Origin of the sequence: Streptomyces sp. NRRL F-5126, from assembly GCF_000721265.1 — a bacterium.
Lineage (GTDB): Bacteria > Actinomycetota > Actinomycetes > Streptomycetales > Streptomycetaceae > Streptomyces.
In genome coordinates this window covers 325,663-350,579 of sequence record NZ_JOFZ01000002.1, presented here as the reverse complement: position 1 = coordinate 350,579, position 24,917 = coordinate 325,663, and the positions used below count along the sequence as shown (strand labels likewise).

The window sequence follows — 24,917 nt, the reverse complement described above, 5'->3', positions numbered from 1 at the left end:
CGAGGGCCCGCGCCCTCAGAAGCCGGGCGGCTCCGTGTACGTGCCCCATTCGTCGCGCAGCGCGCCACAGATCTCGCCGAGGGTGGCCTCCGCGCGTACCGCGTCCAGCATCGGCGGGATCATGCTGGACCCGTCGCGCGCGGCGGCCAGCATCGCGCCGAGCGCGGCGGTGACCTTCGCGTCGTCGCGCGCCTCCTTGCGCTCGGCGAGCGTCGCCACCTGGTCGCGCTCCACCTCGTGGCTGACGCGCAGGATCTCCAGGTCGCCCGTGACGGACCCGGTGTTGACGTTGACGCCGACGACCTTCTTGTCGCCCTTCTCCAGGGCGCTCTGGTAGCGGAACGCCGACTCGGCGATCTCGCCGGTGAACCAGCCGTCCTCGATACCGCGCAGGATGCCGGAGGTGATCGGGCCGACCGGGTGGTTGCCGTCGGGGTGCGCGCGCCTGCCGCGCTCCGTGATCTGCTCGAAGATCTTCTCGGCGTCCGCTTCGATCCGGTCGGTGAGCTGCTCGATGTACCAGGAGCCGCCCAGCGGGTCGGCGACGTTGCCCACCCCCGTCTCCTCCATCAGCACCTGCTGCGTGCGCAGCGCGATCTCGGCTGCCTGCTCGCTCGGCAGCGCGAGCGTCTCGTCGAGCGCGTTGGTGTGCAGCGAGTTGGTGCCGCCGAGCACCGCGGCGAGCGCCTCGACGGCGGTGCGCACGACGTTGTTGTACGGCTGCTGCGCGGTGAGCGAGACGCCCGCTGTCTGGGTGTGGAACCGCAGCCACTGGGCCTTGTCCGTGGTGGCGCCGTAGACGTCCCGCATCCAGCGGGCCCAGATCCTGCGGGCCGCGCGGAACTTGGCGATCTCCTCGAAGAAGTCCACGTGCGCGTCGAAGAAGAAGGAGAGGCCCGGCGCGAAGACGTCGACGTCGAGGCCGCGCGCGACGCCGAGCTCCACGTAGCCGAACCCGTCGGCCAGCGTGTACGCGAGCTCCTGCGCGGCCGTCGCGCCGGCCTCGCGGATGTGGTAGCCGGATACGGACAGCGGCTTGTACGCGGGGATCGCGGTCGCGCAGTGCTCCATCAGGTCGCCGATGAGGCGCAGGTGCGGCTCGGGCTGGAAGAGCCACTCCTTCTGCGCGATGTACTCCTTGAAGATGTCGGTCTGGAGGGTGCCGTTGAGCACGCCGGGGTCGACGCCCTGGCGTTCCGCGGCGACGAGGTACATGCAGAAGACGGGCACGGCGGGACCGCTGATCGTCATGGACGTCGTCACGTCGCCGAGCGTGATGCCGTCGAAGAGGACCTCCATGTCGGCGGCCGAGTCGATGGCGACGCCGCAGTGCCCGACCTCACCGAGCGAACGCGGGTCGTCGGAGTCACGGCCCATCAGCGTCGGCATGTCGAAGGCGACGGACAGGCCGCCGCCGCCGTTGGCGAGGATCGTCTTGTAGCGCTCGTTGGTCTGGCGTGCGTTGCCGAACCCGGCGAACTGGCGGATGGTCCAGGTGCGGCCCCGGTACCCGGTCGGGTACAGGCCCCGGGTGAACGGGTACTCCCCCGGCCAGCCGATCCGCTCGAACCCCTCGTACGTGTCCCCGGGCCGCGGTCCGTACACGGGGGCGACCTCGTCGCCCGAGAGGGTCGAGAAGTCCGCGTCGCGCTTGCGGGCCTTGTCGTACCGGGCCTGCCAGCGGTTGCGGCCCTCGTCGATCGCGTCAGCGTCCATGCACTCGAATTTACTAGGACGTCAAAGTAAATGTCGATGGCAAACCGCCGCGGACATCGTCACGCGGCGGTACCGTGCGCGGTCAGGCCTTGGCGGCGGCGGGCGCCGGGTCGACGACCTTGGCCTCGAGTTCGCGGGAGACCCGGCGCTCGACGAAGAAGGCCGCCGTGGGCAGCGTCCCGGCGAGCAGGACCCACAGCTGCCGCAGCACGGGGAACCTGGCCTTGGAGCCGAGGTCGAAGGCGAAGATCAGGTACACGATGTAGAGCCAGCCGTGCGCGATGCCCACGACCTCGACGAAGCCCGCCGCTCCGTTGATGTCGAGCACGTACTTGGCGATGACCCCCAGTGTCAGCACGATGAGGAGCACGCCTGTGACGTACGCCATCACCCGATAACGGGTCAGCACACTTCGTTTCATACGCAAGAGCGTAGTGCCACGATACGGGCGATCTTCGCGCGGGTCACCACTCGCCACCGCGCCGCTCGGGCGGCCGGCGCTCCTCGAAGTCCTGGGCGGACAGGCGCAGTGGGCGCAGCATCGCGAAGATCTCGCCGCACTCCTCGGCGTCGTAGGCGCCGAGGCCGAAGTCCATGGCCATCAGGTCGCGGGTGGCGGCCTCCACCACCTTGCGGCCCTCCTCGGTGATCGAGGCGAGGGTGCCGCGGCCGTCGTTCGGATTGGGGCGCTTGTCGACGAAGCCGGCCCTGACGAGGCGGTCGACGGTGTTGGTGACGGACGTGGGGTGGACCATCAGCCGCTCGCCGATCTTGGACATGGGCAGCTCGCCGGCCTTGGAGAAGGTCAGCAGGACCAGCGCCTCGTAGCGCGCGAACGTGAGCCCGTACGGCTTGACGACGGAGTCGACCTCGGCGAGGAGGATCTGCTGCGCGCGCATGATGGACGTGATGGCGACCATCGAGGGGACGGGGCCCCAGCGCTGTTTCCAGAGGTCGTCGGCGCGGGCGATGGGGTCGAAGGGCAGGCTCAACGGCTTCGGCACGCCCCCGACCCTACCGAGGGATGATATGCCCGCGCTCCCGGCGTCTTCCCCGGTCACCGCACAGCCCTCAGCCGGCGTTCCGCGCGTGGCGCACACACGTGCGTAATGCGGCACATGTCACGATATGCACCATGCCCGGCCGCCCTCACCCCCGCCTCGCAGCCCTCCCCGTCTCCCTCGCACTGGCCCTGTGCCCCGCCGCCGCTGCCTGCTCGGCCGGCGGCGGTGACGGCCACGCGTCCGTCGTGGGCGGCGAGTCCGCCCCGTACTCCGCGTCCCCCTACTGGGTCGACCCCGACAGCGACGCCGCGCGGCAGGTGAAGAAGTGGCAGGCCGACGGCAGGACCGCCGACGCGAAGCTGCTCCAGCGCATCTCCCGGCGCCCGGTGGCCGACTGGCCCGCGGGCGACGACCCGGGCCCGGAGATCCGGCACGCCGTGCGGTCCGCCGCCCCGGCCGGGCGGACCGTACTGCTCGTCGCGTACAACATCCCGCACCGCGACTGCGGCAAGTACTCGGCGGGCGGCGCCACCAGCGCCCAGGCGTACCAGAGCTGGATCAACGCCTTCGCGGGAGCCATCGGCGACGCGCCCGCCCTCGTCGTCCTCGAGCCCGACGCCCTGCCGCACCTGGCCGACGGCTGCACCCCGCCCGAGTTCCAGCAGGAGCGCTACACGCTGCTGTCCGCCGCGGTGACACGCCTCAAGCAGCAGCCGCACACCAAGGTCTACCTCGACGCGGGCAACCCCGCCTGGGTCGCCGACACGGGGCGGATGGCGGACGCGCTCAAGCGCGCGGGCGTCGCGCGGGCCGACGGCTTCTCCCTCAACGTGTCGAACTTCCAGCGCGACGACGCCGTCAAGCGCTACGGCGCCAGGATCTCCGGCGCGCTCGGCGGCGCGCACTTCGTGATGGACACCAGCCGCAACGGCGCGGGACCCCTGCCCGGCGGCCGCGGTGACGAGGCGTGGTGCAACCCGCCGGGCCGCGCGCTCGGCAAGGCGCCGAGCACGCACACCGGCGACCCGCTGCTCGACGCCTACCTGTGGATCAAGCGCCCGGGCGACTCCGACGGCACGTGCCGCGGCGGGCCCGCGGCGGGCAGTTGGTGGCCCCAGTACGCTCTCGGGCTCGCCCGCCGCGCGAAGAGCTGACGCGGCGCCCCGCCGGACGGGGCGCCTGCGGCGGCCGCGGCCGCTCAGCTTCCCCCGGTGGGCGTCGGCGCCGTGGCCCCGGCCGGGGCCTGCGCAGCGGCCGGGGCCGCGACCGTCGTCCGCGTCGGCGCCGCCGCGCACGCCGCGGCTTCCTGGGAGCCCGGCGCCGTGGCCGCCGGGCGCGCCTCCCTCAGCTCGCGCAGTTCGCGCAGCGCCTCGCGGGGCGAGCGCGGCGGCGCCTTGGGTGACGCGGCCGTGCGTGCGGACGCCCCGGCGGTTCGCCGGCCGGCGAACCGCGCGGCGATCGCCCCGCGGCGGTCGGTCCACAGCCAGATCGCGACCGGCGCGAGCGAGACGGCGAGCGCGAGCGCGGCCCAGGTCCGCATCGCCGCGTGCGTGTGGCCGAGGACGGCGGACGCGACGAGCGAGGAGGCCAGCACGCCCGCCCACAGCAGGTGCACCCGGAAGGTGGCGGCCCGGTCGGGGCTCGCCTCGCCGCCCTTGGGGGTGACGACGAACCGGCCGCGGGTGCGCAGCACGGCGGACACGAGCGAGCGCAGGTATATCGGCGCGGACAGCGCGGACATGGCCATCCCCGCCAGGCCGCCGGAACCCTCGGGCTCGTGCGGGGAGACGTTGTGGCGCCTGTTCCACAGGTACAGGCCGACCTGGAGGGCGGCGGCGTCGCTGTAGAGCATGAGCCAGATCTCGGAGGAGACCTGGGTGCCGGACGCCCCGAGCCACAGGAACAGCACCGAGCTGAGGATGCCGAGGAACCAGTTGACCGCGGTCATCGGGTAGTAGACGAGCATGAGCGAGTAGTTGAGCACCCGCCCGGGCGGCATCCGGAAAGGTGCCTTCCAGTACTGCTTGAAGAGCGTCTCGTACGTCCCCCTCGACCAGCGCAGCTGCTGGGTGAAGAAGTCGGTCCACGACGCCGGGCCCTCGCCGACGGCGAGCACGTCAGGGGTGTAGACGGACCGCCAGAACCTGCCGGTCAGCGGGTTCCTCCTGCGGTGGATCTCGAAGCCGGTGGCCATGTCCTCGGTGATGGAGTCGTACAGGCCGCCCGCCTGCTTCAGGGCGCTGACCCGCACGACGTTGTTGGTGCCGACGAACATGGGCGCCTGGTAGCGGTTGCCGGCCCGCTGGATGAGCGCGTGGAAGAGGAACTGCTGCGACTCCGCCGCCTTGGTGACGGGCGAGGTGTAGTTCCCGTACACCTGCGGGCCCACCACGAAGGCCACGTCCGGGTCGCGGAAGTAGCCGAGCATGCGCTCGAGGAAGCCGGGCACCGGGACGTGGTCGGTGTCGACGCCGGCGAAGAAGTCGTACGCGTCGCCGTGCATGGCGAGCCAGGCGTTGTAGTTGCCGTGCTTGGTGCGGGCCTTGTGCACGCCCTTGGGCCGGTTCCACTCGGGCACGCCCTTGCGCGTGAAGTGGTGCACGCCGAGTTCCGCGCAGAGCGCCCTCGCCTCGTCGTCGTCGCCCTCGTCGAGCAGCCAGACGTCGAAGGGGCCCTCGTGCCTGATCCGTACGGCGCCCCGCAGGGTCGCGCGCACCATGGCGAGCGGTTCCTTGCCCGGCACGTACGTGGTGAGGAACGCGACCCTGGTGCCGGCCTCGGGCACCACCGGGACCGGGTCGCGGGCGACCAACGTGGCGTGGGCGACCGACGCGACGTTGACCAGCATGAACAGGGCGATGCAGCCGATCGACACGAGCATCACGTGGTCGAAGGCGACCAGCCACTGCTCGCCGCCGTGGCGCTCGGTGCGGTGGCTGGGCCAGACCAGGTAGCCGAGCAGCACGGCCGACAGCACGGGCGCGGACGTCATCAGCAGGACTGCTCTTATTCGGTGCGGCTCCTGCGCCAGCAGGCTCCGGTACTCCACCCGGTAGGCGCCGGAGGGATCCGGTTCCTGGAGGGGACCTGCCAGACAGCTGTGGATGTCGTAGTCGTAGCCCTGCGGCCGCACGATGGTGCCTCCAGCCGACGAATGACGTTGATAACCCCACAAAAGGGGACATCACACGGCGTGTCGACTGGAGTCGTCCGAGTGAGGCGGTTCCTCATCCCGTTTCCTTCGTACGGATGACGGCGTACGCGTCAGGCGTCCGCGGCGCGTCCCTGCGACAGGTGGCGCTCCACGGTCTCGACCTTGGCGGTCAGGCCGTCCGTGACGCCCTGCCGGATGTCGGCCTTGAGCACGAGCGAGACGCGGTTGGAGCGGGCCTCGACGGCGGCGACCGCGCGCTTGACGACGTCCATCACCTCGTCCCACTCGCCCTCGATGGAGGTGAACATGGCGTCCGTCCGGTTCGGCAGCCCGGACTCGCGCACGACGCGCACGGCGTCGGCGACGTACTCGCCGACGTCCTCGCCGGCCCCGAGCGGCGAGACGGAGAAGGCGACGATCATGCGTTCACCGTGCCCTCGCGGCGCGCCCTGGCGGCGATGACCATGTCCTCGGAGGCCCGCTTGAGCTTGCGCTCGGCGAAGAACCCGCCGGTGGGCAGCACGGAGAGGATGAAGTAGAAGGCGGCCGTGGGCAGCTTCCAGCGGGTGCAGCGCCAGGCGTCCAGCCAGAACAGGACGTAGAGGATGAACAGGATCCCGTGGATCATGCCCATCGCGGGGACCGCGTTGAAGTCCGTGGTGCGCTTGAGCACCGAGCAGACCAGCAGCAGGAGGAAGGACACCGCCTCGGGCGCGGAGACCAGGCGGAGTCGGTGGAGTGCGGAAGCGGTCTTGATGTCCACGGAGGCTTTCGCTTTCGGTCGGGGCTTGTGGTCTGTGCACGCGAGCGGTTTGTGAACGCGCGCACAAACTGCTCGCCATTGTGGCAGCCGCGGCGCCGGCTCAGGCCGCCAGGGTCGCCGGCCCACCGCGAGGCGCTACCTTCTTCAGCGTGGCTCAGTTCCGACTCCAGGGAAGCAAGATGCTCGCCGTCGACATGGCGGGTGACGCGGTGAAGGCGAAGAACGGCTCGATGGTCGCCTACGACGGCCAGATGTCGTTCAAGAAGATGACCGGCGGCGGTGAGGGGTTGCGCGGGATGGTCACGCGCAGGATCACCGGCGAGTCCATGACGGTGATGGAGGTGCGCGGCCAGGGCACCTGCTTCTTCGCCGACCGGGCGAGCGAGATCAACCTGGTCGCGCTGCGCGGCGACAAGCTCTACGTCGAGGCGTCCAACCTGCTGTGCACGGACGCGGGCCTGCGCACCGGCACCACGTTCACCGGCATGCGCGGCGCGGCGGGCGGCAACGGCCTGTTCACGACGACCGTGGAGGGCTCGGGACAGGCCGCGATCATGTCGGACGGCCCCGCCGTCGTGCTGCGCGTCACCCCCCAGTACCCGCTGTCGGTGGACCCGGGCGCGTACATCGCGCACCAGGGCGGTCTGCGGCAGTCCTTCCAGTCGGGGGTGTCGTTCCGCACCTTCATGGGCGAGGGATCCGGCGAGTCCTTCCAGATCAGGTTCGAGGGCGACGGCGTCGTCTACGTGCAACCCAGTGAGCGCAACACGATCGGGGGTGACGTCTAGGCCATGCCGTTCCGTGAGCTCAACGACAAACTGGTCGAGGCATCCATCACGCCGGGGCAGCGGATGTTCAGCCAGCGCGGCGCGATGGTCGCCTACCGCGGCGACGTCTCGTTCACGCCGAACATCCAGGGCGGCCAGGGTGGCGTGATGTCCATGATCGGCCGCCGGGTCGCGAACGAGGCGACCCCGCTGATGTCGGTCGAGGGCAGCGGCACCGTGCTGTTCGGCCACGGCGGCCACCACATCCAGGTCGTCAACCTCAGCGGCGACACGCTGTACGTGGAGGCGGACCGGCTGCTCGCCTTCGACGGCTCGCTCGAGCAGGGCACGATGTTCATGGGCTCGCAGGGCGGGGTCATGGGCATGGTGCGCGGCCAGGTGACCGGGCAGGGCCTGTTCACCACCACGCTCAGGGGGCACGGCGCGGTCGCGGTGATGGCGCACGGCGGGGTGATCGAGCTGCCGATCCAGCCGGGGCGCGCGGTGCACGTCGACCCGCAGGCGTACGTGGCGCACTACGGCGACGTGCGCAACAAGCTGTCCACCGCGCTGGGCTGGCGCGAGATGGTGGGCCGCGGCTCGGGCGAGGCGTTCCAGCTGGAGCTCAGCGGCAGCGGCGCGGTGTTCGTCCAGGCATCGGAGGAGAAGCTGTGAGCGGGCCCGTGGTCCTCGACCCGATGACGCTGCCGAGCGACGACAACGTCAACAAGTACACGTACTGCGTGGAGCTGCGCGACGACCGGTGGTTCCTGCAGAAGGGCAAGATGATCGCCTACTACGGGCAGATCTCCTTCGACGGCGTCGGCCACGGCCGGTTCGAGAACCTGCTGCGCACGAGCTTCCACTCGCCCCTGCACGTGGCGGACTGGGTGGTCGCGCAGGGCAGCGGCAAGATGCTGCTCGCGGACCGCGCCTTCGATGTGAACTCCTACGATCTGGAGGACGGCAATCTGACGATCAGGTCGGGCAACCTGCTGGCGTTCCAGCCGTCGCTCGCGCTGAAGCAGTCGATCGTGCCGGGGTTCTTGACGCTGATCGGCACCGGGAAGTTCGTCGCCGTGTCGAACGGGCCGGTGGTGTTCATGGAGCCGCCGCTGCGGGTGGATCCGCAGGCGCTGGTCGGCTGGGCCGACTGCCCCTCCCCCTGCCACCACTACGACTTCGGCTACATGCGGGGGATCCTCGGCGGGGTGCGGGCCATGACGGGCATCGGGGGCGCCTCGGGCGAGGAGCACCAGTTCGAGTTCGTCGGGGCGGGTACGGTATTGGTCCAGTCCACCGAGGTGCTGATGCCGGAGCAGCCGACGGGCGCGGTGCCGGGCGAGGCCGGCGTGCCGGGCGGCGGGTACCAGGGCGGCCAGCAGGGCGGGGGGTCGGGGATGCCCAGGCTCGGCGGGCAACTCGGCGACCTCCAACGCCGCTTCGGCCTCTGAGCGGACAGCACTCTCGTAGAACGTTCAACATCTTAGGTAGAATGTCGTCATGGACACCGAGACGCAGAGAGCCGACGGGGACGGCGGCACCCGCTGGCTGACCGAAGCCGAGCAGTGCGCCTGGCGCACGCACCTGGACGTCAACCGGTTGCTGACCTACCAGCTGGAGAGGGACCTCCAGCCTTTCGGGCTCACGAACAACGACTACGAGATCCTCGTGAACCTGTCCGAGGCGGAGAACCGCAGGCTGCGCATGACGGACCTCGCGGCCGCCACCCTGCAGTCCAAGAGCAGGCTGTCCCACCAGATCACCCGCATGGAGACGGCCGGGCTCGTGGTGAGGGAGCACTGCGAGTCGGACCGGCGCGGGCTGTTCGCGGTCCTCACCGACCAGGGCATGGAGACCATGCGCGAGGTGGCCCCGCACCACGTCGCCTCCGTGCGCAAGCACTTCATCGGGCTGATGGCGCCCGAGCAGCTCGACGGGCTGCGGGCGTCGCTCGCCCCCGTCGCCGAGCACCTGCGCGGCAGCCGCGGCAAGGCCTGACCGCCACGTGCAGGACGGCCCGCGGCCGGGTCCGCGGCGGATCCTCGTCGTCGGCAGCACCGGCGCGGGCAAAACGACCATGGCCCGCGCCCTGTCACGGCGGCTGGGGGTCCCGTACCACGAGATGGACGCGCTGTACTTCTCCGGCCCCGGATGGCGGCTGAACGAGACCTTCGCCGCTGAGGTCGCGCGGATCGCCGCCGGCCCGCGCTGGGTCATCGACTCGCTCGGCTACCCGGCGGTCAGGGACGTGCTGTGGGAGAGCGCCGACACGATCGTCTGGCTCGACTACTCGCGCCGCGTGATCATGCCCCGGGTGCTGCGCCGCTCCCTGCGCAGGTCGCTGCTGCGGGAACGCATCTTCGGCGGGAACCGCGAGGCCTGGGCGGACTGGCTGACGCGGGACCACCCCGCATGGTCGGCGTGGACGGGCCATGCCGGGCGCCGTGCGGAGATCGACCGCCGCACCCGGGCCGAGCGCTTCGCGCCGCTGCGCGTGGTGCGCCTGCCCACCCCGGCGCACGCCGCGACCTGGCTGGCGGGCCACGCCGACGAGCGACCGCGCCGGCGGGCCCGCCGAGCGGCTGAGCCGCGGCGAGGGGCTACGCGCCCGTGACGCCCGCCACCAGTTCGTCCGCCGCCGCGTAAGGGTCGAGCTCGCCCGCGGCGACCCTGGCGGCGAGTGCCTCAAGGCGCGTGTCGCCGCGCAGGTCGGCGATGCGCTCACGCAGCGACGTGACGGCGATCGTCTCGACCTCGCGCCCCGCGCGGTGCGCACGCCGCGCCGCCAGGGCGCCGTGCTCGTCCATCCACGCGCGGTGCTTCTCCAGCGCCTCGACGACCTCGTCGGTGCCCTCGCCGCGCGCCGCGACCGTCTTGACGATGGGCGGCCGCCAGTCCCCCGGGGCGCGGGACTCGCCGAGGCCCAGCATGTGGTTCAGCTCGCGGGCCGTCGCGTCCGCGCCGTCCCTGTCGGCCTTGTTGACCACGTAGACGTCGCCGATCTCCAGGATCCCGGCCTTGGCCGCCTGGATGCCGTCCCCCATGCCCGGCGCGAGCAGCACCACGGACGTGTCGGCCTGGGAGGCGATCTCGACCTCCGACTGGCCGACCCCGACGGTCTCCACCAGGATCACGTCGCACCCCGCCGCGTCCAGCACGCGGATCGCCTGGGGCGCGGCCCAGGCGAGCCCGCCGAGGTGGCCGCGCGTGGCCATCGAGCGGATGTAGACGCCGGGGTCGGACGCGTGCTCCGCCATGCGGACGCGGTCGCCGAGCAGCGCGCCGCCCGAGAACGGCGACGACGGGTCGACGGCCAGCACGCCCACCCGCCTGCCCGCCTTCCGGTACGCGGTGACCAGGGCGGACGTCGACGTGGACTTGCCGACGCCGGGCGAGCCCGTGAGACCCACCACGTACGCACCGCCGGTGAGCGGTGCGAGGGCCGCCATCACCTCGCGCAGCTGCGGCGATGCCCCCTCGACAAGGGAGATCAGCCGGGCCACCGCGCGGGGCCTGCCCGCCCTGGCCTGCGTCACGAGCTCGGAGACGTCCACCACTGCCCGGGTCCTCCCGTGTTCCGTGTCACTTCGCCGCGCGTTACCCGCCCGCGCGTTACTTCGCCACGCGCACGATCAGCGCGTCGCCCTGGCCGCCGCCGCCGCACAGCGCGGCCGCGCCGACGCCGCCGCCGCGCCGCTTCAGCTCCAGCGCGAGGTGGAGCACGAGGCGGGCGCCCGACATGCCGATCGGGTGGCCGAGGGCGATCGCGCCGCCGTTGACGTTCACCAGGTCGGGCGACACCCCCAGGTCCTTCATGGACTGTACGGCGACCGCGGCGAACGCCTCGTTGATCTCGATGAGGTCGAGGTCGCCCACGCCGATGCCCTCCTTGCCGAGCGCGTGCTCGATCGCGTGGGACGGCTGGGACTGGAGGGAGTTGTCGGGCCCCGCGACGTTGCCGTGCGCGCCGATCTCGGCCAGCCAGGAGAGCCCGAGCTCCTCGGCCTTGGCCTTGCTCATGACGACGACGGCCGCGGCGCCGTCCGAGATCTGCGACGAGCTGCCCGCGGTGATCGTGCCGTCCGCGGAGAAGGCGGGGCGCAGCCTGGCGAGGCCCTCGGCCGTGGTGTCCGGGCGGATGCCCTCGTCGGCCGAGACGAGGACCGGCTCGCCCTTGCGCTGGGGGACCTCGACCGGCACGATCTCGGCGTCGAACACGCCGTTCTTGCGCGCGGCCGCCGCACGCTGGTGGGACCTGGCGGCGAACTCGTCCTGCGGGGCGCGCTCGATGCCGAGGCGGGTGTTGTGCTTCTCCGTCGAGGCGCCCATGGGGATGTCCTCGTACGCGTCGGTCAGGCCGTCGTGCGCCATGGCGTCCAGCACTTCGAGGGAGCCGTACTTGTACCCCTCGCGGGACTTCGGCAGCAGGTGCGGCGCGTTGGTCATGGACTCCTGGCCGCCGGCGACCACGATGTCGAACTCGCCGGCGCGGATCATCTGGTCGGCCATGGCGATCGCGTCGAGCCCGGACAGGCAGACCTTGTTGATCGTCAGTGCGGGCACGGTCATGGGGATGCCGGCCTTGACGGCGGCCTGGCGGGCGGGCAGCTGGCCGGCGCCGGCCTGCAGCACCTGCCCCATGATCACGTAGTCGACCTGCTCGGGCCCGACGCCGGCACGCTCCAGCGCGGCCTTGATCGCCAAGCCGCCGAGATCCGCCCCGGAGAAGGATTTGAGCGAGCCGAGCAGCCGCCCCATGGGCGTGCGGGCGCCCGCGACGATCACTGACGTGGTGGTGTTCGATCCGGACATGAGCACGATCCCCTTTGCGTGCGGCCCGGCCGCCGGCCGGCCCTGAAGGTCCCTGACAGTGTGAACGACGGTTAACTTCCAATGTAGCGGCGGGCACGGACATCGGTCACCGGCCGGTCCGTGTGACGGCGCGCACGTTGCGTCACCGGCCGTACCGCGCTGGACTTGGCGGATGCTGACGCGCATCGACCACATCGGAATCGCCTGCCACGACCTGGACACGAACGTCGAGTTCTACCGCTCGACGTACGGCTTCGAGGTCCTCCACACCGAGGTCAACGAGGAGCAGGGCGTGCGGGAGGCCATGCTCCGCATCAACGGCACATCGGACGGCGGCTCGTCGTACCTCCAGCTACTCGAACCCGTGCGGGAGGACTCGGCCGTGGGCAAGTGGCTGGCCAGGCACGGGGAGGGCGTCCACCACATCGCGTTCGGCACCGGGGACGTCGACAGCGACTCCGAGGCCATCAGGGACAAGGGCGTCCGCGTCCTGTACGACGAGCCCAGGACGGGCACGATGGGCTCACGTATCACCTTTCTTCACCCGAAGGACTGCCACGGAGTCCTCACGGAACTGGTCACCTCCGCCACGGAGCACTGACTTCGCGTGTCCCGGGCCCGGTAGAGTGGGCCGGGCCGGGGCCGGGCCGGGGCGGCGCCCCCACCGATGATCTGACACCATTCCCCCGGGGGGCCGTTCACCTAGGACGGCGCTCGCTCAGCAGAGTTGCGACCAGGGGACGGATGGGACCGCGCAGTGCGGGGCTACGAACGCCAGGAGAGCCACCGGGCTGACGACCAGCTCTCGCGGATCGAAGCCGAGATGGACCGGCTGCGGACCGCGCGGGAGAAGGCCGTCCAGCACGCCGAGGACCTCGGTTACCAGGTCGAGGTCTTGCGCGCCAAGCTCCACGAGGCGCGCCGCAACCTCGCGATGAGGCCCTCCTCCTATGACGGCGCCGATCTGGGCTACCAGGCGGAACAGATGCTCCGCAACGCCCAGATGCAGGCCGACCAGCTGCGCTCGGACGCCGAGCGCGAGCTGCGGGACGCGCGCGCCCAGACGCAGCGCATCCTCCAGGAGCACGCGGAGCACCAGGCCCGCCTCCAGGCCGAGCTGCACGAGGAGGCCGTGCAGCGGCGCCAGCGCCTCGACCAGGAGCTCGCCGAGCGCAGGCAGACCGTCGAGTCGCACGTCAACGAGAACGTGGCCTGGGCCGAGCAGCTGCGCGCCCGTACCGAGTCGCAGGCGCGCAGGCTCATGGAGGAGTCGCGCGCCGAGGCCGAGCAGTCCCTGTCGGCGGCGCGCGCCGAGGCCGCACGGGTGGCCGACGAGGCCAGGCAGCGCCTCACCGCCGAGGCGGAGACGGCGCGCGGCGAGGCGGAGGCCCTGCTGCTGCGCGCCCGCAGGGACGCGGAACGGCTGCTGAACGCCGCCTCGACCCAGGCGCAGGAGGCCACGAGCCACGCCGAGCAGCTGCGCACGACGACGGCAGCCGAGTCCGACCAGGCCCGCCGGCAGGCCGCCGAGCTGGGCAAGGCGGCGGAGCAGCGCGTCCAGTCGGCCGATGAGCGGCTGCGGGAAGCACGCGCGGAGGCCGACAAGCTCGCCGCCGAGTCCAAAGAGGACGCGGCCAAGCGCCTCGCGGACGCCGAGTCGCAGAACGAGCAGCGCACCCGCACGGCGAAGGCGGAGATCGCGCGTCTCGTCGGCGAGGCGACCGAGGAGGCCGAGGCCGCGAAGGCGGAGGCGGAGCAGGTACTCGCGGACGCGCGAGCTGAGGCCGACAAGCTCGTCTCCGAGGCCGGGGAGAAGGCCCGCTCGGCGGCCGCCGAGGACACCGCCGCGCAGCTCGCCAAGGCGGCCCGTACCGCGGACGAGGTCCTCACCAAGGCGTCCGACGACGCCAAGGGCACCCGGCGCAAGGCGGGCGAGGAGGCCGAGCGGATCCGCCGCGAGGCCGCCGCCGAGGCGGACCGGCTGCGCGCGGAGGCCGCTGAGGCCGCCGACCAGCTCAAGGGCGCCGCCAAGGACGACACCAAGGAGTACCGCGCCAAGACGGTCGAGCTGCAGGAGGAGGCGCGCCGGCTGCGCGGCGAGGCCGAGCAGCTGCGCTCCGAGGCGGTCGCCGAGGGCGAGCAGATCAGGAGCGAGGCCCGCAGGGAGGCCGTCCAGCAGATCGAGGAGGCCGCCGGGTCGGCCGAGGAGCTGCTGACGAAGTCCAGGGCCGACGCCGACGAGCTGCGCTCGGCCGCGAGCGCCGAGAGCGAGCGGGTGCGCACGGAGGCCATCGAACGCGCCACGACGCTGCGCAGGCAGGCCGAGGAGACCCTGGAGCGCACGCGCGCGGAGGCCGACCGGCTGCGCGCCGAGGGCGAGGAGCAGGCCGAGGCGGCGAAGACCGCGGCCGAGGAGGCCGCGGCCCGGCTGCGCGAGGAGACCGAGCGCGGCGTCGAGGCGCGCAAGGCCGAGGCCGCCGGCGAGCTGACACGGCTCCACTCGGAGGCGGAAGAGCGCGTGGAGGCCGCCGAGTCCGCGCTCGCGGAGGCCCGCGAGGAGAGCGAGCGCATCCGCCGCGAGGCCGCCGAGGAGGCGGAGCGCCTGCGGTCCGAGACCGCGGAGCGGTCCAGGTCGCTGAGCGACCAGGCCGAGCAGGAGGCGGAGCGGCTGCGCACGGAGGCGGCGTCCGACGCGTCCGCGTCCCGCGCGGAGGCGGAGAACGTGGCGGTGCGGCTGCGCTCCGACGCGGCGGCCGAGGCCGAGCGGCTCAAGACCGAGGCGCAGGAGAGCGCCGACCGGATCAGGAGCGAGGCGGCGGCCGCCGCCGAGCGGGTGGGCACGGAGGCGGCCGAGGCGCTGTCGGCCGCCCAGGAGGAGGCGGCGCGGCGCCGCCGCGAGGCCGAGGAGCTGCTGGACTCGGCGCGCGGCGAGGCGGGGCGCGAGCGCGAGCACGCACGCGAGCAGAGCGAGGAACTGCTCGCCGCAGCACGCAAGCGCGTCGAGGAGGCGCAGGCCGAGGCACGGCGGCTGGCCGAGGAGGCCGACCGCGGCGCGACGGAGACGGTCGCGGCGGCCGAGCAGACGGCGCAGCAGGTGCGGGACTCCGTCGCGGGCCTGCACGACCAGGCGGAGCAGGAGATCTCCGGGCTGCGCTCGGCCGCCGAGCACGCGGCGGAGCGCACGCGCACGGAGGCGCAGGAGGAGGCCGAGCGGCTGCGGGCCGACGCCCACGCGGAGCGCGAGCGCGCCACCGAGGACGCGAACCGCATCCGTACGCGCGCCCAGGAGGAGTCGGACGCGGCGCAGGCCCTCGTCGAACAGACCGTCAACGAGGCGGCTGCCGAGGCGGACCGGCTCCGCGCGGAGGCCACGGAGCACGCACAGCGGCTGCGGACCGAGGCCTCTCAGGCGCGCGCGTCTGCGGAGACGGACGCCTCCCGCACCCGCGCCGAGGCGCGCGACGACGCGAACCGCATGCGTACCGAGGCTGCCGCGCAGGCGGACCGCCTCGTCACGGAGGCGACCGCCGAGACGGAGCGCATGCGCGCGGAGGCGGCGGGTACGGTCGGCTCGGCCAGGCAGGCCGCGGAGCGCATGCGCGCCGAGGCCGAGCAGATCAGGGCCGACGGCGAGGCGGAGGCCGAGCGGCTGCGCGCCGAGGCGCAGGCCGAGGCCGACCGGGTGCTCGACGAGGCGCGCAAGGACGCCTCCAAGCGCCGCTCGGACGCGGCGGAACAGGCCGACCAGCTCATGAAGGCGGCCCAGGAGGAGGCGCTGCGCGTCGCCACCGAGGCGGAGGCGGGCGCTGACGCCATGGTCGGCGCGGCACGCAAGGAGGCCGAGCGCATCACCGCGGAGGCCACCGTCGAGGGCAACACGGCCGTGGAGCGGGCGCGTACGGACGCCGACGAATTGCTGGTGGGCGCGCGGGGGGATGCCGCCGCGCTGCGGGAGCGCGCCGAGGAGGCGCGTGCCCGGGTGGACGCCGAGATCGAGGAGCTGCACGAGCGGGCGAGGAGGGAAACCTCGGAGCAGCTGAAGACGGTCGGCGAGCGGGTGGATACTCTGATGAAGGCGGCGAACGAGCAGCGCGCCGAGGCCGAGCAGAAGGCCAAGGAGGTGCTCGCCGCTGCCGATTCGGAGGCGAGCAAGGTCAGGATCGCCGCGGTGAAGAAGGCCGAGGGCCTGCTCAAGGAGGCCGAGCAGAAGAAGGCCGGACTCGTCAGGGAGGCCGAGCAGTTGCGTGCGGAAGCCGGCCGGGACGCCGAAAGGATGGTCTCGGAGGGCAAGCACGAGCTCGACATCCTGGCGCGCAGGCGCGCGGACATCCAGACCGAGATCTCGCGGGTCCAGGACGTGCTCGAAGCACTCGAGTCGTTCGAGGGCCCGGGCGGCTCCGGCAAGGACGGCACCGTCAAGGCGGGCGCCACGGCCGGGCCGACGCGTTCGAATGGTAAGCCTTCGGACGGGTAGTCAGGAGCGAACCACTCAAAAGGCTGGACATTCTGCATACCAAAGCCGCATCGACGCGTTGACACGCCGTACAGGCCCCTAGGATTCCCCCTATCACCTCACCGGTCTCTTTCGACAGGAACCCCATGAGCGACACTTCCTCACCCTTCGGCTTCGAGCTCGTGCGGCGTGGTTACGACCGCGGTCAGGTGGACGACCGCATTACCAAACTCGTCGCCGACCGGGACAGCGCGCTGTCCCGTATCACCTCTCTGGAAAAGCGCATCGAGGAGCTCCACCTCGAGACGCAGAACGCCCAGGCCCAGGTCAACGACGCCGAGCCGTCGTACGCCGGGCTCGGCGCGCGCGTCGAGAAGATCCTCCGCCTCGCCGAGGAGGAGGCGAAGGACCTGCGTGAAGAGGCGCGCAGGGCCGCCGAGCAGCACCGTGAGCTCGCCGAGTCGGCGGCCCAGCAGGTGCGCAACGACGCGGAGTCGTTCGCCGCCGAGCGCAAGTCGAAGGCGGAGGACGAGGGCGTCCGCATCGTCGACAAGGCGAAGGGCGACGCGACCACGCTGCGTGCCGACGCGCAGAAGGACGCGCAGTCCAAGCGCGACGAGGCGGAGGCCCTGTTCGAGGAGACGCGGGCCAAGGCCGCCCAGGCCGCCGCGGACTTCGAGACGAACCTGGCCAAGCGCCGCGAGCAGTCCGAGCGCGACCTGGCGTCGCGTCAGGCGAAGGCGGAGAAGCGCCTGGCGGAGATCGAGCACCGCGCCGAGCAGCTGCGCCTTGAGGCCGAGAAGCTGCGTACGGACGCGGAGCGCAGGGCCCGCCAGACGGTGGAGACCGCGCAGCGCCAGTCCGAGGACATCGTCGCGGACGCGAACGCCAAGGCGGACCGCATCCGCAGCGACTCGGAGCGCGAGCTCGCGGCCCTGACCAACCGCCGCGACTCGATCAACGCGCAGCTGACGAACGTCCGTGAGATGCTCGCGTCGCTGACGGGTGCCGCGGTGGCCGCGGCCGGTACGCCCGCCGACGAGGAGCCGGTCTCCCGCGGCGTGCCGGCGCAGCAGTCCCGCTGATCCGGGCACGGTACGCGGACCGTTCGGTAACAGTTCTGTCAGCCCCTCGCCACCCCGGTGGCGGGGGGCTTTGCGCCCCTCTAGGTTGGCCAGCATGATCGAGGTCGAGGGGCTCACGAAACACTACGGCCGCAAGCTGGCGGTCGATCACCTGTCCTTTCAGGTGCGACCAGGCGTGGTGACGGGTTTTCTGGGGCCGAACGGCGCCGGCAAGTCCACCACCATGCGCATGATGCTGGACCTCGACAACCCGACGAGCGGCTCGGTCCGCATCAACGGCCACGGCTACCACGACCTGCCGGACCCGCTGAAGCACATCGGCGCGCTGCTCGAGGCCAAGGCGATGCACGGCGGGCGTACCGCCTACAACAACCTGCTGTGCCTGGCCCAGAGCAACCGCATCCCGCGGCGCCGGGTCGACGAGGTGCTCGACATGGTCGGGCTCACGGCCGTCGCGAAGAAGAAGTCGAAGGGGTTCTCGCTCGGCATGGGGCAGCGCCTCGGCATCGCCTCCGCGCTGCTCGGCGACCCCGAGATCCTGATGTTCGACGAGCCGGTCAACGGCCTCGACCCCGAGGGCATCCACTGGATCCGCAACCTGATGAAGGCCCTGGCCGCCGAGGGGCGCACGATCTTCGTGTCGAGCCACCTGATGAGCGAGATGGCGCTGACGGCCGACCACCTCATCGTCATCGGCCAGGGCCGGCTGCTCGCGAACACGTCGATGGCGGACTTCATCCACCAGAACTCGCGCAGCTACGCGCGTCTGCGATCGCCGCAGCCCGAGCAGCTGCGCGAGGTCCTGCGGGACGCGGGCTACACGGTGACCGAGGCCGGCAGTGGGGCGCTGGAGATCGACGGCGCCGAGACGGAGCGCCTGGGCGAGCTGGCGGCCGAGCACCGGATCGTCCTGCACGAGCTGAGCGCGCAGCGCGCGTCGCTCGAAGAGGCCTTCATGCAGATGACCGCCGAGTCGGTGGAGTACCACGCGCACACCGGCGGCGAGGAGCCGGGCGGTCAGCAGCCGCCCGGGGGCGGCTGGGGGCAGCAGGAGGCCCCGCAGCCCGCCTGGGGGCAGGGCTGGAACCAGGGCGGGCACGACGGCCGCCGCGACAAGGAGATCTGAGCGATGGCATCCGCAGCGGCGGTCCTCCAGTCCGAGTGGACCAAGATCCGCACGGTCTCGTCCACGACGTGGACGCTGATCAGCGTGTTCCTGGCGACCGTGGCGATCGGCGGCGTGATCTCCGCCGTCTCCAACTCGACCTTCGGCGACCTCTCGGACGCCTCACAGGCGACCTTCGACCCCACGTTCACCAGCTTCGCCGGCATGGTCCTCGGCCAGCTCGCGATGGTGGTCTTCGGAGTGCTGGTGGTCGGCTCCGAGTACTCCTCGGGCATGATCCGCACCTCGCTGGCCGCCGTGCCGAAGCGGGCGACGTTCCTGTTCAGCAAGATCGGCGTGGCGGGGCTGCTCGCGCTGGTCGTCGGGCTGCTCACCGGCTTCGTCGCGTTCTTCATCGGCCAGGCGCTGCTCGGCGACCACAGCACCACCATCGGCGAGCCGAACGTGCTGCGCGCGGTGATCGGCAGCGGGCTCTACATGTGCCTGATCGCGCTCTTCTCCATGGGCATCACGGTGATGCTGCGCAGCTCCATGCTGTCGCTGGGGATCCTGATGCCGTTCTTCTTCCTGGTGTCCAACATCCTCGCGGCCGTGCCGAAGGCCAAGGACGTCGCCCACTACTTCCCCGACCAGGCCGGGCAGAAGATCCTTCAGGTAGTGCCGGACGCCACGAACGGGGGCGGCGGCTCCTACGGCCCCTGGGGCGGCCTCGGGATCATGTGCGCGTGGGTGGTCGCGGCGCTGATCGGGGGCTACCTGGTGCTGCGCAACCGCGACGCGTAGCGGATCACGCGCGCTGAGTGCGGGCGCGGGACGCGGGCGCGGGCCCGCGTGGTCGGGCTTGGCCCGTTCCGCGCCCGTACGGATATCCTCGCTGGTGCGAGTACCGACCGTCGATGGGGCTGGAGATGATCGAGGCCGCCGGCCTGACCAAGCGCTTCGGCGCCAAGACCGCCGTTCACGACCTCACCTTCGAGGTGCGTCCCGGGCACGTGACGGGCTTCCTCGGTCCCAACGGCTCGGGCAAGTCCACGACGATGCGCATGATCGTCGGCCTCGACCGGCCGACGAGCGGCACCGTCACCGTCGGCGGCCTGCCGTTCAGGCAGTCGCCGAACGCGCCCCGCAAGGTGGGCGCGCTGCTCGACGCGCAGGCCGTGCACGGCGGGCGCAGCGCGCGCAACCACCTGCTCTCGCTCGCCCAGCTGTCCGGCATCCCGGCCTCCAGGGTCGAGGAGGTGCTCGACGTGGTGGGCCTGCGCGACGTGGCGGGCAAGCGCTCCAAGGGGTTCTCGCTGGGGATGGGGCAGCGGCTCGGCATCGCCGCCGCGCTGCTCGGCGACCCACAGGTGCTGCTGTTCGACGAGCCGGTCAACGGCCTCGACCCCGAGGGCATCTACTGGGTCCGCACGCTGATGAAGCGGCTCGCCGCCGAGGGCCGCACGGTCCTGGTCTCCTCGCACCTGATGAGCGAGATGGCGGTGACGGCGGACCACCTGCTCGTGATCGGCAGGGGCAGGCTGCTCGCCGACATGAGCGTGCGCGAGTTCATCTCGCGCAACTCGGCGGACTTCGCGCGCGTGCGGCTCGCCGACGACGCCGCCGGACGCCGGGGAGAGCTGATCGCGGCCGTCGCGGAGGCGGGCGGCAGGGCGCTGGCGGAGCCGGACGGAGCGCTGCGCGTCACGGGGATCGGGCTGCCCCGCATCAGCGACCTCGCGCACAAGGCTGACATCAGGCTGTGGGAGCTCTCGCCGCACCACGCCTCCCTCGAAGAGGCGTACATGCGTCTGACGCAGGACGTGGTCGACTACCGCTCGACCGACGACGAGCTCGCTGGGTTCACGCACCCCGAGGACGACGGGCAGCCGCTCGACGGTGTACCCGGGCCGCCCGAGGTGCCCGAGGTGCCGCAGCAGGGCTGGTACGCACCCCCGCCGCCGGGCCGGGCACCCCACGGCCCGCGGCAGCAGCACGCCACGAACGAGGACACGCGTTGAACACCCCCTCGACCCCGTACCCGCCGCACGCCGCCACCCCCCAGGACGCGGGCGGCTACGTGTCGCCCATCGAGGTGCGCAGGGCGCACCTCGGGGACGCGATCCTCGCCGAGTGGACGAAGATGCGGTCCGTGCGCTCCACGATGTGGACGCTCGGCGCGCTGGTCGTCGTGGTGCTCGGCGTGGGCACGGTGATCCCGTGGGCGGTACGGAGCGACACCCCCGGCCCGCAGGGCGACCCGCCGCTCGCGTACGGCTTCTTCGGTGTGCTGCTCGGCACCGTCTGCGTGATCACGCTCGGGGCGCTGTCGTTCTCGTCCGAGTTCGCCACCGGCCTGATCCGCACGACCCTGACGGCCTGCCCGAGCCGCGCCCGGGTGCTGGCGGCCAAGACGGCGGTGTACTTCTGCCTGGTCTTCGCCCTGACGCTGGTCCTCACCGTGATCGCGGGCATCTTCGAGGTGGTGATCCTCGACTCGCCGAACCCGGCCCCGCTGGTGTGGGCGCCCGCGACGGTCGGGGTGAGCGTCTACATGGCGCTGCTCGGGGTCCTTTCGCTGGCCGTGGGCGCGATGGTGAAGCACGCGGCGGGCGCGGTCACGGCGATGCTCGGGATCGTGCTGCTGCCCCTGGTCGTCGCGATGTTCCTGCCCACGCCCCTCAGCGGCGTCAGGTCGGTGCTGCTGAACTACTCGATCCCGAGCCAGCTCGTGTCCTTCTACGGCGCGTTCGACGGCTTCGCCAACGGGTCGCAGCCGAGCGGCTGGGTGTCGCTGTGGATCCTGCTCGCGGTCGTCGCCGTGGCGATGGCCGGGGCGTATGTGGCCCTGGACCGGCGGGACGTCTGAGGCCGCGGCCGCCGAGCGGCGCGCGGGGCGTCCGTAGCGGGGCGTCCGTGGCAGCGCGTCAGTAGCGTGGCGCGTTCCTGGAGCGCTGGACGCGGGCGCCGCGCCGGTCCTTCGCGTTCCAGCACGACTGGTGCCAGTGGCGCCTGTCGTCGACGCCGCCGTACTCGGGCCAGGCCACGACGTGCGGCACGTGCGACGGGATCTCCTGGTCGCAGCCGGGGCACCGGTAGCGCTTGCCGGCCGCGCTGGCCCCCGCCACGTGGCGCACGGCCCAGTCCTCGCCCTGCCACGACTCGGTCCGCTGGAACCCGCCGTACCGGCTGCCCGCGTCGCCGCCGCCCCGGTCGGTCGGCATCTCGCCGCCTCGTGGGCGGTTGCGACGTGGGGACATGAGGCACCTCACGGGGCGTACGGCAGGACTGGCAGGACTGCGTTCCAGCGTAAGGGCTCCGTTACGGGCCGAGGGCGCACGGCGGCACGGCCGGGCGGCGCCATGGTGCCCTTTTCGCCACAAACAGGGGGCAATTACCGGACAATCGCAAGATCTTGGTCCTCAGCCGTGCCTTTGGCACGTGTCAGGCGTTACTGCCGGGAGAGGGGAGCCGCTTCGGCCGCGAGGAGGCGAAGGCGATGCGTGTGGGGAACGAGACCCGTACGAGAACGCGCCTGGGGACGTTTGTGCTGGCAGCGCAGTTCCCCGGGCAGGGACAGGGCGAGGCGCTGCACCGAGCCGTACGTACGGCGCAGGCCGTGGAGGACGCGGGGCTCGACGACGTGTGGCTGGCCGAGCACCACTTCGTCCCGTACGGCGTCTGCCCCTCGGCCGTGACGCTCGCCGGTCTGCTGCTCGGAAGGACGCGGCGCATCCGGGTGGGTACGGCCGTCAGCGTGTTGCCGAACACGCATCCGGTGACGCTCGGCGAGCAGGCGGCACTGCTGCACGTGCTCTCCGACGGCCGGTTCTCGCTCGGCGTCGGCCGGGGCGGGCCCTGGGTCGACCTGGAGGTGTTCGGAGCCGGTCTCGCCGCCTTCGAGCGCGACTTCCCCGAGGCACTCGACCTGCTGCTGCGGTGGCTGCGCGAGCCCAGGGTCGACGCGCTCGGCCCGCGCTTCGCATTCCGCGAGGTGCCCGTCGTACCGCGCCCGGACGAGCTGCTCGACGTGCCGGGCCCCGAGGTGGTGGTGGCGTGCACGTCGCCGAGGAGCGTGCGGCTGGCGGCCGAGCGCGGCCTGCCGATGCTGCTCGGCATGCACGCCGACGACGAGGAGAAGGCCGGCATGGTCGCCCTCTGGCGCAGGCACGCGCGCGAGGCGGGGCACGACCCCGGGGGCGCGCACGTCTCCGTGGGGGTGGCGCAGCTCGCGGACAACCGTGCGGAGGCCACGGAGGTACTCCTCAAGGCGATGCCCGGCTGGCTGCGCCAGGGGCTCGGCGCCCACACCACCGTGGACGGAAGGCGGCGTTCGATGCGTGACCCGCACGACTACACCGAGCTGCTGTGCGCGCTGCATCCGGTCGGGCCGCCCCGGCTGGCCGCCGACCGGCTCGCCGCGACGTCGGAGCGTACGGGCGTCACGCGTTTCGCCCTGATGGTGGAGGGGTCGGGCGACCTTGCCGCCACCGAGGAGAACGTGCGGCGCCTGGGCGCCGAGGTCCTGCCGCAACTGGTGTGACGTGGGGGGTTTGTGGGGCACGCAAGGCCTGGCCGAATCCAGTGGGTCACCGACCGGTCACACCGGCGTGCGCGCCCGCGCGCGGCGCGTGGCGGGCCCACCGGCCCGCGCGGTGCGGGCCGCCGCGGGCCGCCCCGCACCGATCACCCCCTCCGGTGCGAGGCGGCCGCGCCGCCGGGAACGCGGCTGCGTGCCCGTCAGCAGTCCCTCAGTTCGGGCGACTGGTTGAGCAGCTGGGCCCGCACGGACGTGAAGCGGGAGAGCCGCTCGTCGACCGACGGATCCAGCGGGAAGACCGCCACGCGGTGGCAGTTCTGGAACGCGAGACGCACTCCGAAGTGGCGCTGGAGCGCGCCCCGTATGGAGTCACTCGCGAGCGCGCGCAGCAGCTGACCTCGTGCGTGCTCGTCCGGCGGGGGCGTCTGGTTGTCGGCGAACTCGCCGCCGTCGACCTTCAGCTGGGCCACCAGTGAGCTGATCATCTCCCACGCGTAGGGCAGGGAGGTCCGTACGCAGTCGACGAAGTCGGCTTCGTCGACCTCACCTCGCTCAGCCTGCTCCAAGAGCGCCGGTGAGACGTCGAGCGACATGGGTTCTCCTCTCGCGACCCCGCGATCGAGGTCTGACGGGCAGGGACTGGAGGCCGGGGACGACGCAGAGTGCACGACTGGCGACCTCCTGCTTACACGTTAGGCGCGCCGCCAGGCACGCACCAGGCAGATGGGAGCACAACCGGCCACAGCGGAACGGGGCTTGTGGGGCGAATCGCGTCCTGGGACAGCAGTCGAGTAGCGTTGCGGACCATGCGTCTCGTCATCGCCCGCTGCTCCGTCGACTACGCGGGCCGGCTCACCGCCCACCTTCCGTCCGCTCCACGCCTCATCCTGGTCAAGGCCGACGGCAGCGTGTCGATCCACGCCGACGACCGTGCGTACAAGCCCCTCAACTGGATGTCGCCGCCCTGCACGCTCAAGCAGGCCGACGGCGTCTGGACCGTCGTCAACAAAGCGGGCGAGAAACTGATCATCACCATGGAGGAGGTCATGCACGACTCCTCGCACGAACTCGGCGTGGACCCCGGCCTGATCAAGGACGGCGTGGAGGCCCACTTGCAGGAGCTGCTCGCGGACCGCATCGAGACCCTGGGCACGGGCTACAGCCTGATCCGCCGCGAGTACCCGACGGCGATCGGCCCCGTGGACATCCTCTGCAGGGACGGCGACGGCGGCACGATCGCGGTGGAGATCAAGCGGCGGGGCGAGATCGACGGTGTGGAGCAGTTGACGCGCTACCTCGATCTGCTGAACCGCGACCCGCATCTGGCGCCGGTGAAGGGCGTGTTCGCGGCGCAGGAGATCAAGCCGCAGGCGCGGGTGCTGGCGACGGACCGCGGCATCGGCTGCGTGGTGCTCGACTACGACGCGCTGCGCGGCATCGAGGACGACAAGCTCCGCCTGTTCTGATCCGCGGGACCGCCCGCCGGACCGCCCGCCGGGCACCCCGGCGGGCGGC

At 72.1% G+C, this 24,917-nt stretch carries 25 protein-coding genes; 15 read left to right on the top strand and 10 right to left on the bottom strand.

Annotation, left to right across the window (positions count from 1 at the left end):
* Window positions 1-15 precede the first annotated feature (15 nt).
* From IH48_RS0105830 to IH48_RS0105820, 3 genes are all read right to left on the bottom strand, one after another.
* Window positions 16-1,716, bottom strand: a complete 1,701-nt coding sequence (locus IH48_RS0105830; RefSeq protein ID WP_030899994.1) for an acyl-CoA mutase large subunit family protein — start codon at window positions 1,714-1,716, stop codon at window positions 16-18.
* Between the two features lie 82 nt (window positions 1,717-1,798).
* On the bottom strand, window positions 1,799-2,137 hold the full coding sequence (locus tag IH48_RS0105825) for a DUF3817 domain-containing protein (RefSeq protein WP_030899991.1): 339 nt from the start codon (window positions 2,135-2,137) through the stop codon (window positions 1,799-1,801).
* A 43-nt stretch (window positions 2,138-2,180) separates the two neighbouring features.
* Window positions 2,181-2,720: a MarR family winged helix-turn-helix transcriptional regulator gene (locus tag IH48_RS0105820; protein WP_030899989.1), complete on the bottom strand. Its 540-nt coding sequence runs from the start codon at window positions 2,718-2,720 to the stop codon at window positions 2,181-2,183.
* 131 nt (window positions 2,721-2,851) lie between these two features.
* Here IH48_RS0105820 and IH48_RS0105815 point away from each other — a divergent pair, with 131 nt between their 5' ends.
* Window positions 2,852-3,874, top strand: coding sequence for a glycoside hydrolase family 6 protein (locus tag IH48_RS0105815; RefSeq protein ID WP_030899986.1), 1,023 nt, complete (start codon window positions 2,852-2,854; stop codon window positions 3,872-3,874).
* 44 nt (window positions 3,875-3,918) lie between these two features.
* Here the strand turns inward: IH48_RS0105815 and IH48_RS0105810 are convergent, their stop codons facing one another.
* From IH48_RS0105810 to IH48_RS0105800, 3 genes are all read right to left on the bottom strand, one after another.
* Window positions 3,919-5,853 carry a glycosyltransferase family 2 protein gene (locus IH48_RS0105810; RefSeq protein WP_037841060.1) on the bottom strand — a complete coding sequence of 645 codons (1,935 nt, stop codon included), beginning with the start codon at window positions 5,851-5,853 and terminating at the stop codon, window positions 3,919-3,921.
* A gap of 131 nt (window positions 5,854-5,984) precedes the next feature.
* Entirely contained in the window at window positions 5,985-6,296 is a 312-nt protein-coding gene (locus IH48_RS0105805; RefSeq protein WP_030899981.1) for an MTH1187 family thiamine-binding protein, read from the bottom strand.
* Complete coding sequence (locus IH48_RS0105800) at window positions 6,293-6,637, bottom strand: DUF3817 domain-containing protein (RefSeq protein ID WP_030899977.1); 345 nt, start codon at window positions 6,635-6,637, stop codon at window positions 6,293-6,295. Before IH48_RS0105800 ends, IH48_RS0105805 begins: the two co-directional genes overlap by 4 nt.
* A 149-nt stretch (window positions 6,638-6,786) precedes the next feature.
* Here IH48_RS0105800 and IH48_RS0105795 point away from each other — a divergent pair, with 149 nt between their 5' ends.
* From IH48_RS0105795 to IH48_RS0105775, 5 genes are read left to right on the top strand one after another with little or no spacing between them, the layout of a single operon-like run.
* Window positions 6,787-7,425: an AIM24 family protein gene (locus IH48_RS0105795; RefSeq protein WP_078849504.1), complete on the top strand. Its 639-nt coding sequence runs from the start codon at window positions 6,787-6,789 to the stop codon at window positions 7,423-7,425.
* A gap of 3 nt (window positions 7,426-7,428) precedes the next feature.
* On the top strand, window positions 7,429-8,079 hold the full coding sequence (locus tag IH48_RS0105790) for an AIM24 family protein (RefSeq protein ID WP_030899973.1): 651 nt from the start codon (window positions 7,429-7,431) through the stop codon (window positions 8,077-8,079).
* Window positions 8,076-8,858 (top strand): AIM24 family protein, encoded by a 783-nt coding sequence (locus IH48_RS0105785; RefSeq protein WP_030899972.1) that lies wholly within the window; start codon window positions 8,076-8,078, stop codon window positions 8,856-8,858. Before IH48_RS0105790 ends, IH48_RS0105785 begins: the two co-directional genes overlap by 4 nt.
* 49 nt (window positions 8,859-8,907) lie before the next feature.
* Window positions 8,908-9,405: a MarR family winged helix-turn-helix transcriptional regulator gene (locus tag IH48_RS0105780; RefSeq protein WP_030899971.1), complete on the top strand. Its 498-nt coding sequence runs from the start codon at window positions 8,908-8,910 to the stop codon at window positions 9,403-9,405.
* Window positions 9,406-9,412: 7 nt separating this feature from the next.
* Window positions 9,413-10,021 carry an AAA family ATPase gene (locus IH48_RS0105775; protein ID WP_324604288.1) on the top strand — a complete coding sequence of 203 codons (609 nt, stop codon included), beginning with the start codon at window positions 9,413-9,415 and terminating at the stop codon, window positions 10,019-10,021.
* On the opposite strand, the gene meaB is transcribed toward IH48_RS0105775, so the two are convergent.
* Together meaB and IH48_RS0105765 are read right to left on the bottom strand one after the other, a co-directional pair.
* On the bottom strand, window positions 10,008-10,964 hold the full coding sequence (gene meaB / locus IH48_RS0105770) for a methylmalonyl Co-A mutase-associated GTPase MeaB (RefSeq protein WP_030899969.1): 957 nt from the start codon (window positions 10,962-10,964) through the stop codon (window positions 10,008-10,010). The genes IH48_RS0105775 and meaB overlap by 14 nt on opposite strands.
* A 55-nt stretch (window positions 10,965-11,019) precedes the next feature.
* Window positions 11,020-12,219: an acetyl-CoA C-acetyltransferase gene (locus tag IH48_RS0105765; protein WP_030899968.1), complete on the bottom strand. Its 1,200-nt coding sequence runs from the start codon at window positions 12,217-12,219 to the stop codon at window positions 11,020-11,022.
* Window positions 12,220-12,391: 172 nt separating this feature from the next.
* Here IH48_RS0105765 and mce point away from each other — a divergent pair, with 172 nt between their 5' ends.
* From mce to IH48_RS0105730, 7 genes are all read left to right on the top strand, one after another.
* On the top strand, window positions 12,392-12,820 hold the full coding sequence (gene mce, locus IH48_RS0105760; RefSeq protein WP_030899967.1) for a methylmalonyl-CoA epimerase: 429 nt from the start codon (window positions 12,392-12,394) through the stop codon (window positions 12,818-12,820).
* Window positions 12,821-12,976: 156 nt separating this feature from the next.
* Window positions 12,977-16,693 carry a polarized growth protein Scy gene (gene scy, locus IH48_RS0105755; protein WP_030899966.1) on the top strand — a complete coding sequence of 1,239 codons (3,717 nt, stop codon included), beginning with the start codon at window positions 12,977-12,979 and terminating at the stop codon, window positions 16,691-16,693.
* A gap of 125 nt (window positions 16,694-16,818) precedes the next feature.
* The gene (locus IH48_RS0105750; protein WP_030899965.1) at window positions 16,819-17,757 is read left to right on the top strand and encodes a cellulose-binding protein; all 939 of its coding nucleotides are present in this window, start codon (window positions 16,819-16,821) and stop codon (window positions 17,755-17,757) included.
* 94 nt (window positions 17,758-17,851) lie between these two features.
* On the top strand, window positions 17,852-18,883 hold the full coding sequence (locus IH48_RS0105745) for an ABC transporter ATP-binding protein (protein ID WP_030899964.1): 1,032 nt from the start codon (window positions 17,852-17,854) through the stop codon (window positions 18,881-18,883).
* 3 nt (window positions 18,884-18,886) lie between these two features.
* Window positions 18,887-19,666, top strand: a complete 780-nt coding sequence (locus IH48_RS0105740) for an ABC transporter permease subunit (RefSeq protein ID WP_030899962.1) — start codon at window positions 18,887-18,889, stop codon at window positions 19,664-19,666.
* A 125-nt stretch (window positions 19,667-19,791) separates the two neighbouring features.
* The gene (locus tag IH48_RS0105735; protein WP_051839278.1) at window positions 19,792-20,883 is read left to right on the top strand and encodes an ABC transporter ATP-binding protein; all 1,092 of its coding nucleotides are present in this window, start codon (window positions 19,792-19,794) and stop codon (window positions 20,881-20,883) included.
* On the top strand, window positions 20,880-21,731 hold the full coding sequence (locus IH48_RS0105730; RefSeq protein WP_030899957.1) for an ABC transporter permease subunit: 852 nt from the start codon (window positions 20,880-20,882) through the stop codon (window positions 21,729-21,731). Before IH48_RS0105735 ends, IH48_RS0105730 begins: the two co-directional genes overlap by 4 nt.
* A gap of 58 nt (window positions 21,732-21,789) precedes the next feature.
* Here IH48_RS0105730 and IH48_RS0105725 read toward each other — a convergent pair whose 3' ends face one another.
* Window positions 21,790-22,122 carry a hypothetical protein gene (locus IH48_RS0105725; RefSeq protein WP_030899954.1) on the bottom strand — a complete coding sequence of 111 codons (333 nt, stop codon included), beginning with the start codon at window positions 22,120-22,122 and terminating at the stop codon, window positions 21,790-21,792.
* Window positions 22,123-22,361: 239 nt separating this feature from the next.
* Here IH48_RS0105725 and IH48_RS0105720 point away from each other — a divergent pair, with 239 nt between their 5' ends.
* Window positions 22,362-23,405 carry an LLM class flavin-dependent oxidoreductase gene (locus IH48_RS0105720; RefSeq protein ID WP_051839230.1) on the top strand — a complete coding sequence of 348 codons (1,044 nt, stop codon included), beginning with the start codon at window positions 22,362-22,364 and terminating at the stop codon, window positions 23,403-23,405.
* Window positions 23,406-23,602: 197 nt separating this feature from the next.
* Here the strand turns inward: IH48_RS0105720 and IH48_RS0105715 are convergent, their stop codons facing one another.
* Entirely contained in the window at window positions 23,603-23,995 is a 393-nt protein-coding gene (locus tag IH48_RS0105715; RefSeq protein WP_030899949.1) for an SCO5389 family protein, read from the bottom strand.
* A gap of 213 nt (window positions 23,996-24,208) precedes the next feature.
* On the opposite strand from IH48_RS0105715, the gene nucS reads away from it, so the two are divergent.
* On the top strand, window positions 24,209-24,868 hold the full coding sequence (gene nucS, locus IH48_RS0105710; protein WP_030899946.1) for an endonuclease NucS: 660 nt from the start codon (window positions 24,209-24,211) through the stop codon (window positions 24,866-24,868).
* The last annotated feature ends 49 nt before the right edge of the window (window positions 24,869-24,917 follow it).

Excerpts from the sequence above, each read along its gene's own strand:
- IH48_RS0105815 (WP_030899986.1), top strand. The coding sequence starts at position 2,852 with ATGCCCGGCCGCCCTCACCCCCGCCTCGCAGCCCTCCCCGTCTCCCTC.
- IH48_RS0105780 (WP_030899971.1), top strand. The coding sequence starts at position 8,908 with ATGGACACCGAGACGCAGAGAGCCGACGGGGACGGCGGCACCCGCTGG.
- IH48_RS0105765 (WP_030899968.1), bottom strand. The coding sequence starts at position 12,219 with ATGTCCGGATCGAACACCACCACGTCAGTGATCGTCGCGGGCGCCCGC.
- IH48_RS0105740 (WP_030899962.1), top strand. The coding sequence starts at position 18,887 with ATGGCATCCGCAGCGGCGGTCCTCCAGTCCGAGTGGACCAAGATCCGC.
- IH48_RS0105830 (WP_030899994.1), bottom strand. The coding sequence starts at position 1,716 with ATGGACGCTGACGCGATCGACGAGGGCCGCAACCGCTGGCAGGCCCGG.
- nucS (WP_030899946.1), top strand. The coding sequence starts at position 24,209 with ATGCGTCTCGTCATCGCCCGCTGCTCCGTCGACTACGCGGGCCGGCTC.
- IH48_RS0105720 (WP_051839230.1), top strand. The coding sequence starts at position 22,362 with ATGCGTGTGGGGAACGAGACCCGTACGAGAACGCGCCTGGGGACGTTT.
- IH48_RS0105790 (WP_030899973.1), top strand. The coding sequence starts at position 7,429 with ATGCCGTTCCGTGAGCTCAACGACAAACTGGTCGAGGCATCCATCACG.
- mce (WP_030899967.1), top strand. The coding sequence starts at position 12,392 with ATGCTGACGCGCATCGACCACATCGGAATCGCCTGCCACGACCTGGAC.
- IH48_RS0105805 (WP_030899981.1), bottom strand. The coding sequence starts at position 6,296 with ATGATCGTCGCCTTCTCCGTCTCGCCGCTCGGGGCCGGCGAGGACGTC.
- IH48_RS0105725 (WP_030899954.1), bottom strand. The coding sequence starts at position 22,122 with ATGTCCCCACGTCGCAACCGCCCACGAGGCGGCGAGATGCCGACCGAC.
- IH48_RS0105750 (WP_030899965.1), top strand. The coding sequence starts at position 16,819 with ATGAGCGACACTTCCTCACCCTTCGGCTTCGAGCTCGTGCGGCGTGGT.
- IH48_RS0105735 (WP_051839278.1), top strand. The coding sequence starts at position 19,792 with ATGATCGAGGCCGCCGGCCTGACCAAGCGCTTCGGCGCCAAGACCGCC.
- IH48_RS0105825 (WP_030899991.1), bottom strand. The coding sequence starts at position 2,137 with ATGAAACGAAGTGTGCTGACCCGTTATCGGGTGATGGCGTACGTCACA.
- IH48_RS0105745 (WP_030899964.1), top strand. The coding sequence starts at position 17,852 with ATGATCGAGGTCGAGGGGCTCACGAAACACTACGGCCGCAAGCTGGCG.
- IH48_RS0105715 (WP_030899949.1), bottom strand. The coding sequence starts at position 23,995 with ATGTCGCTCGACGTCTCACCGGCGCTCTTGGAGCAGGCTGAGCGAGGT.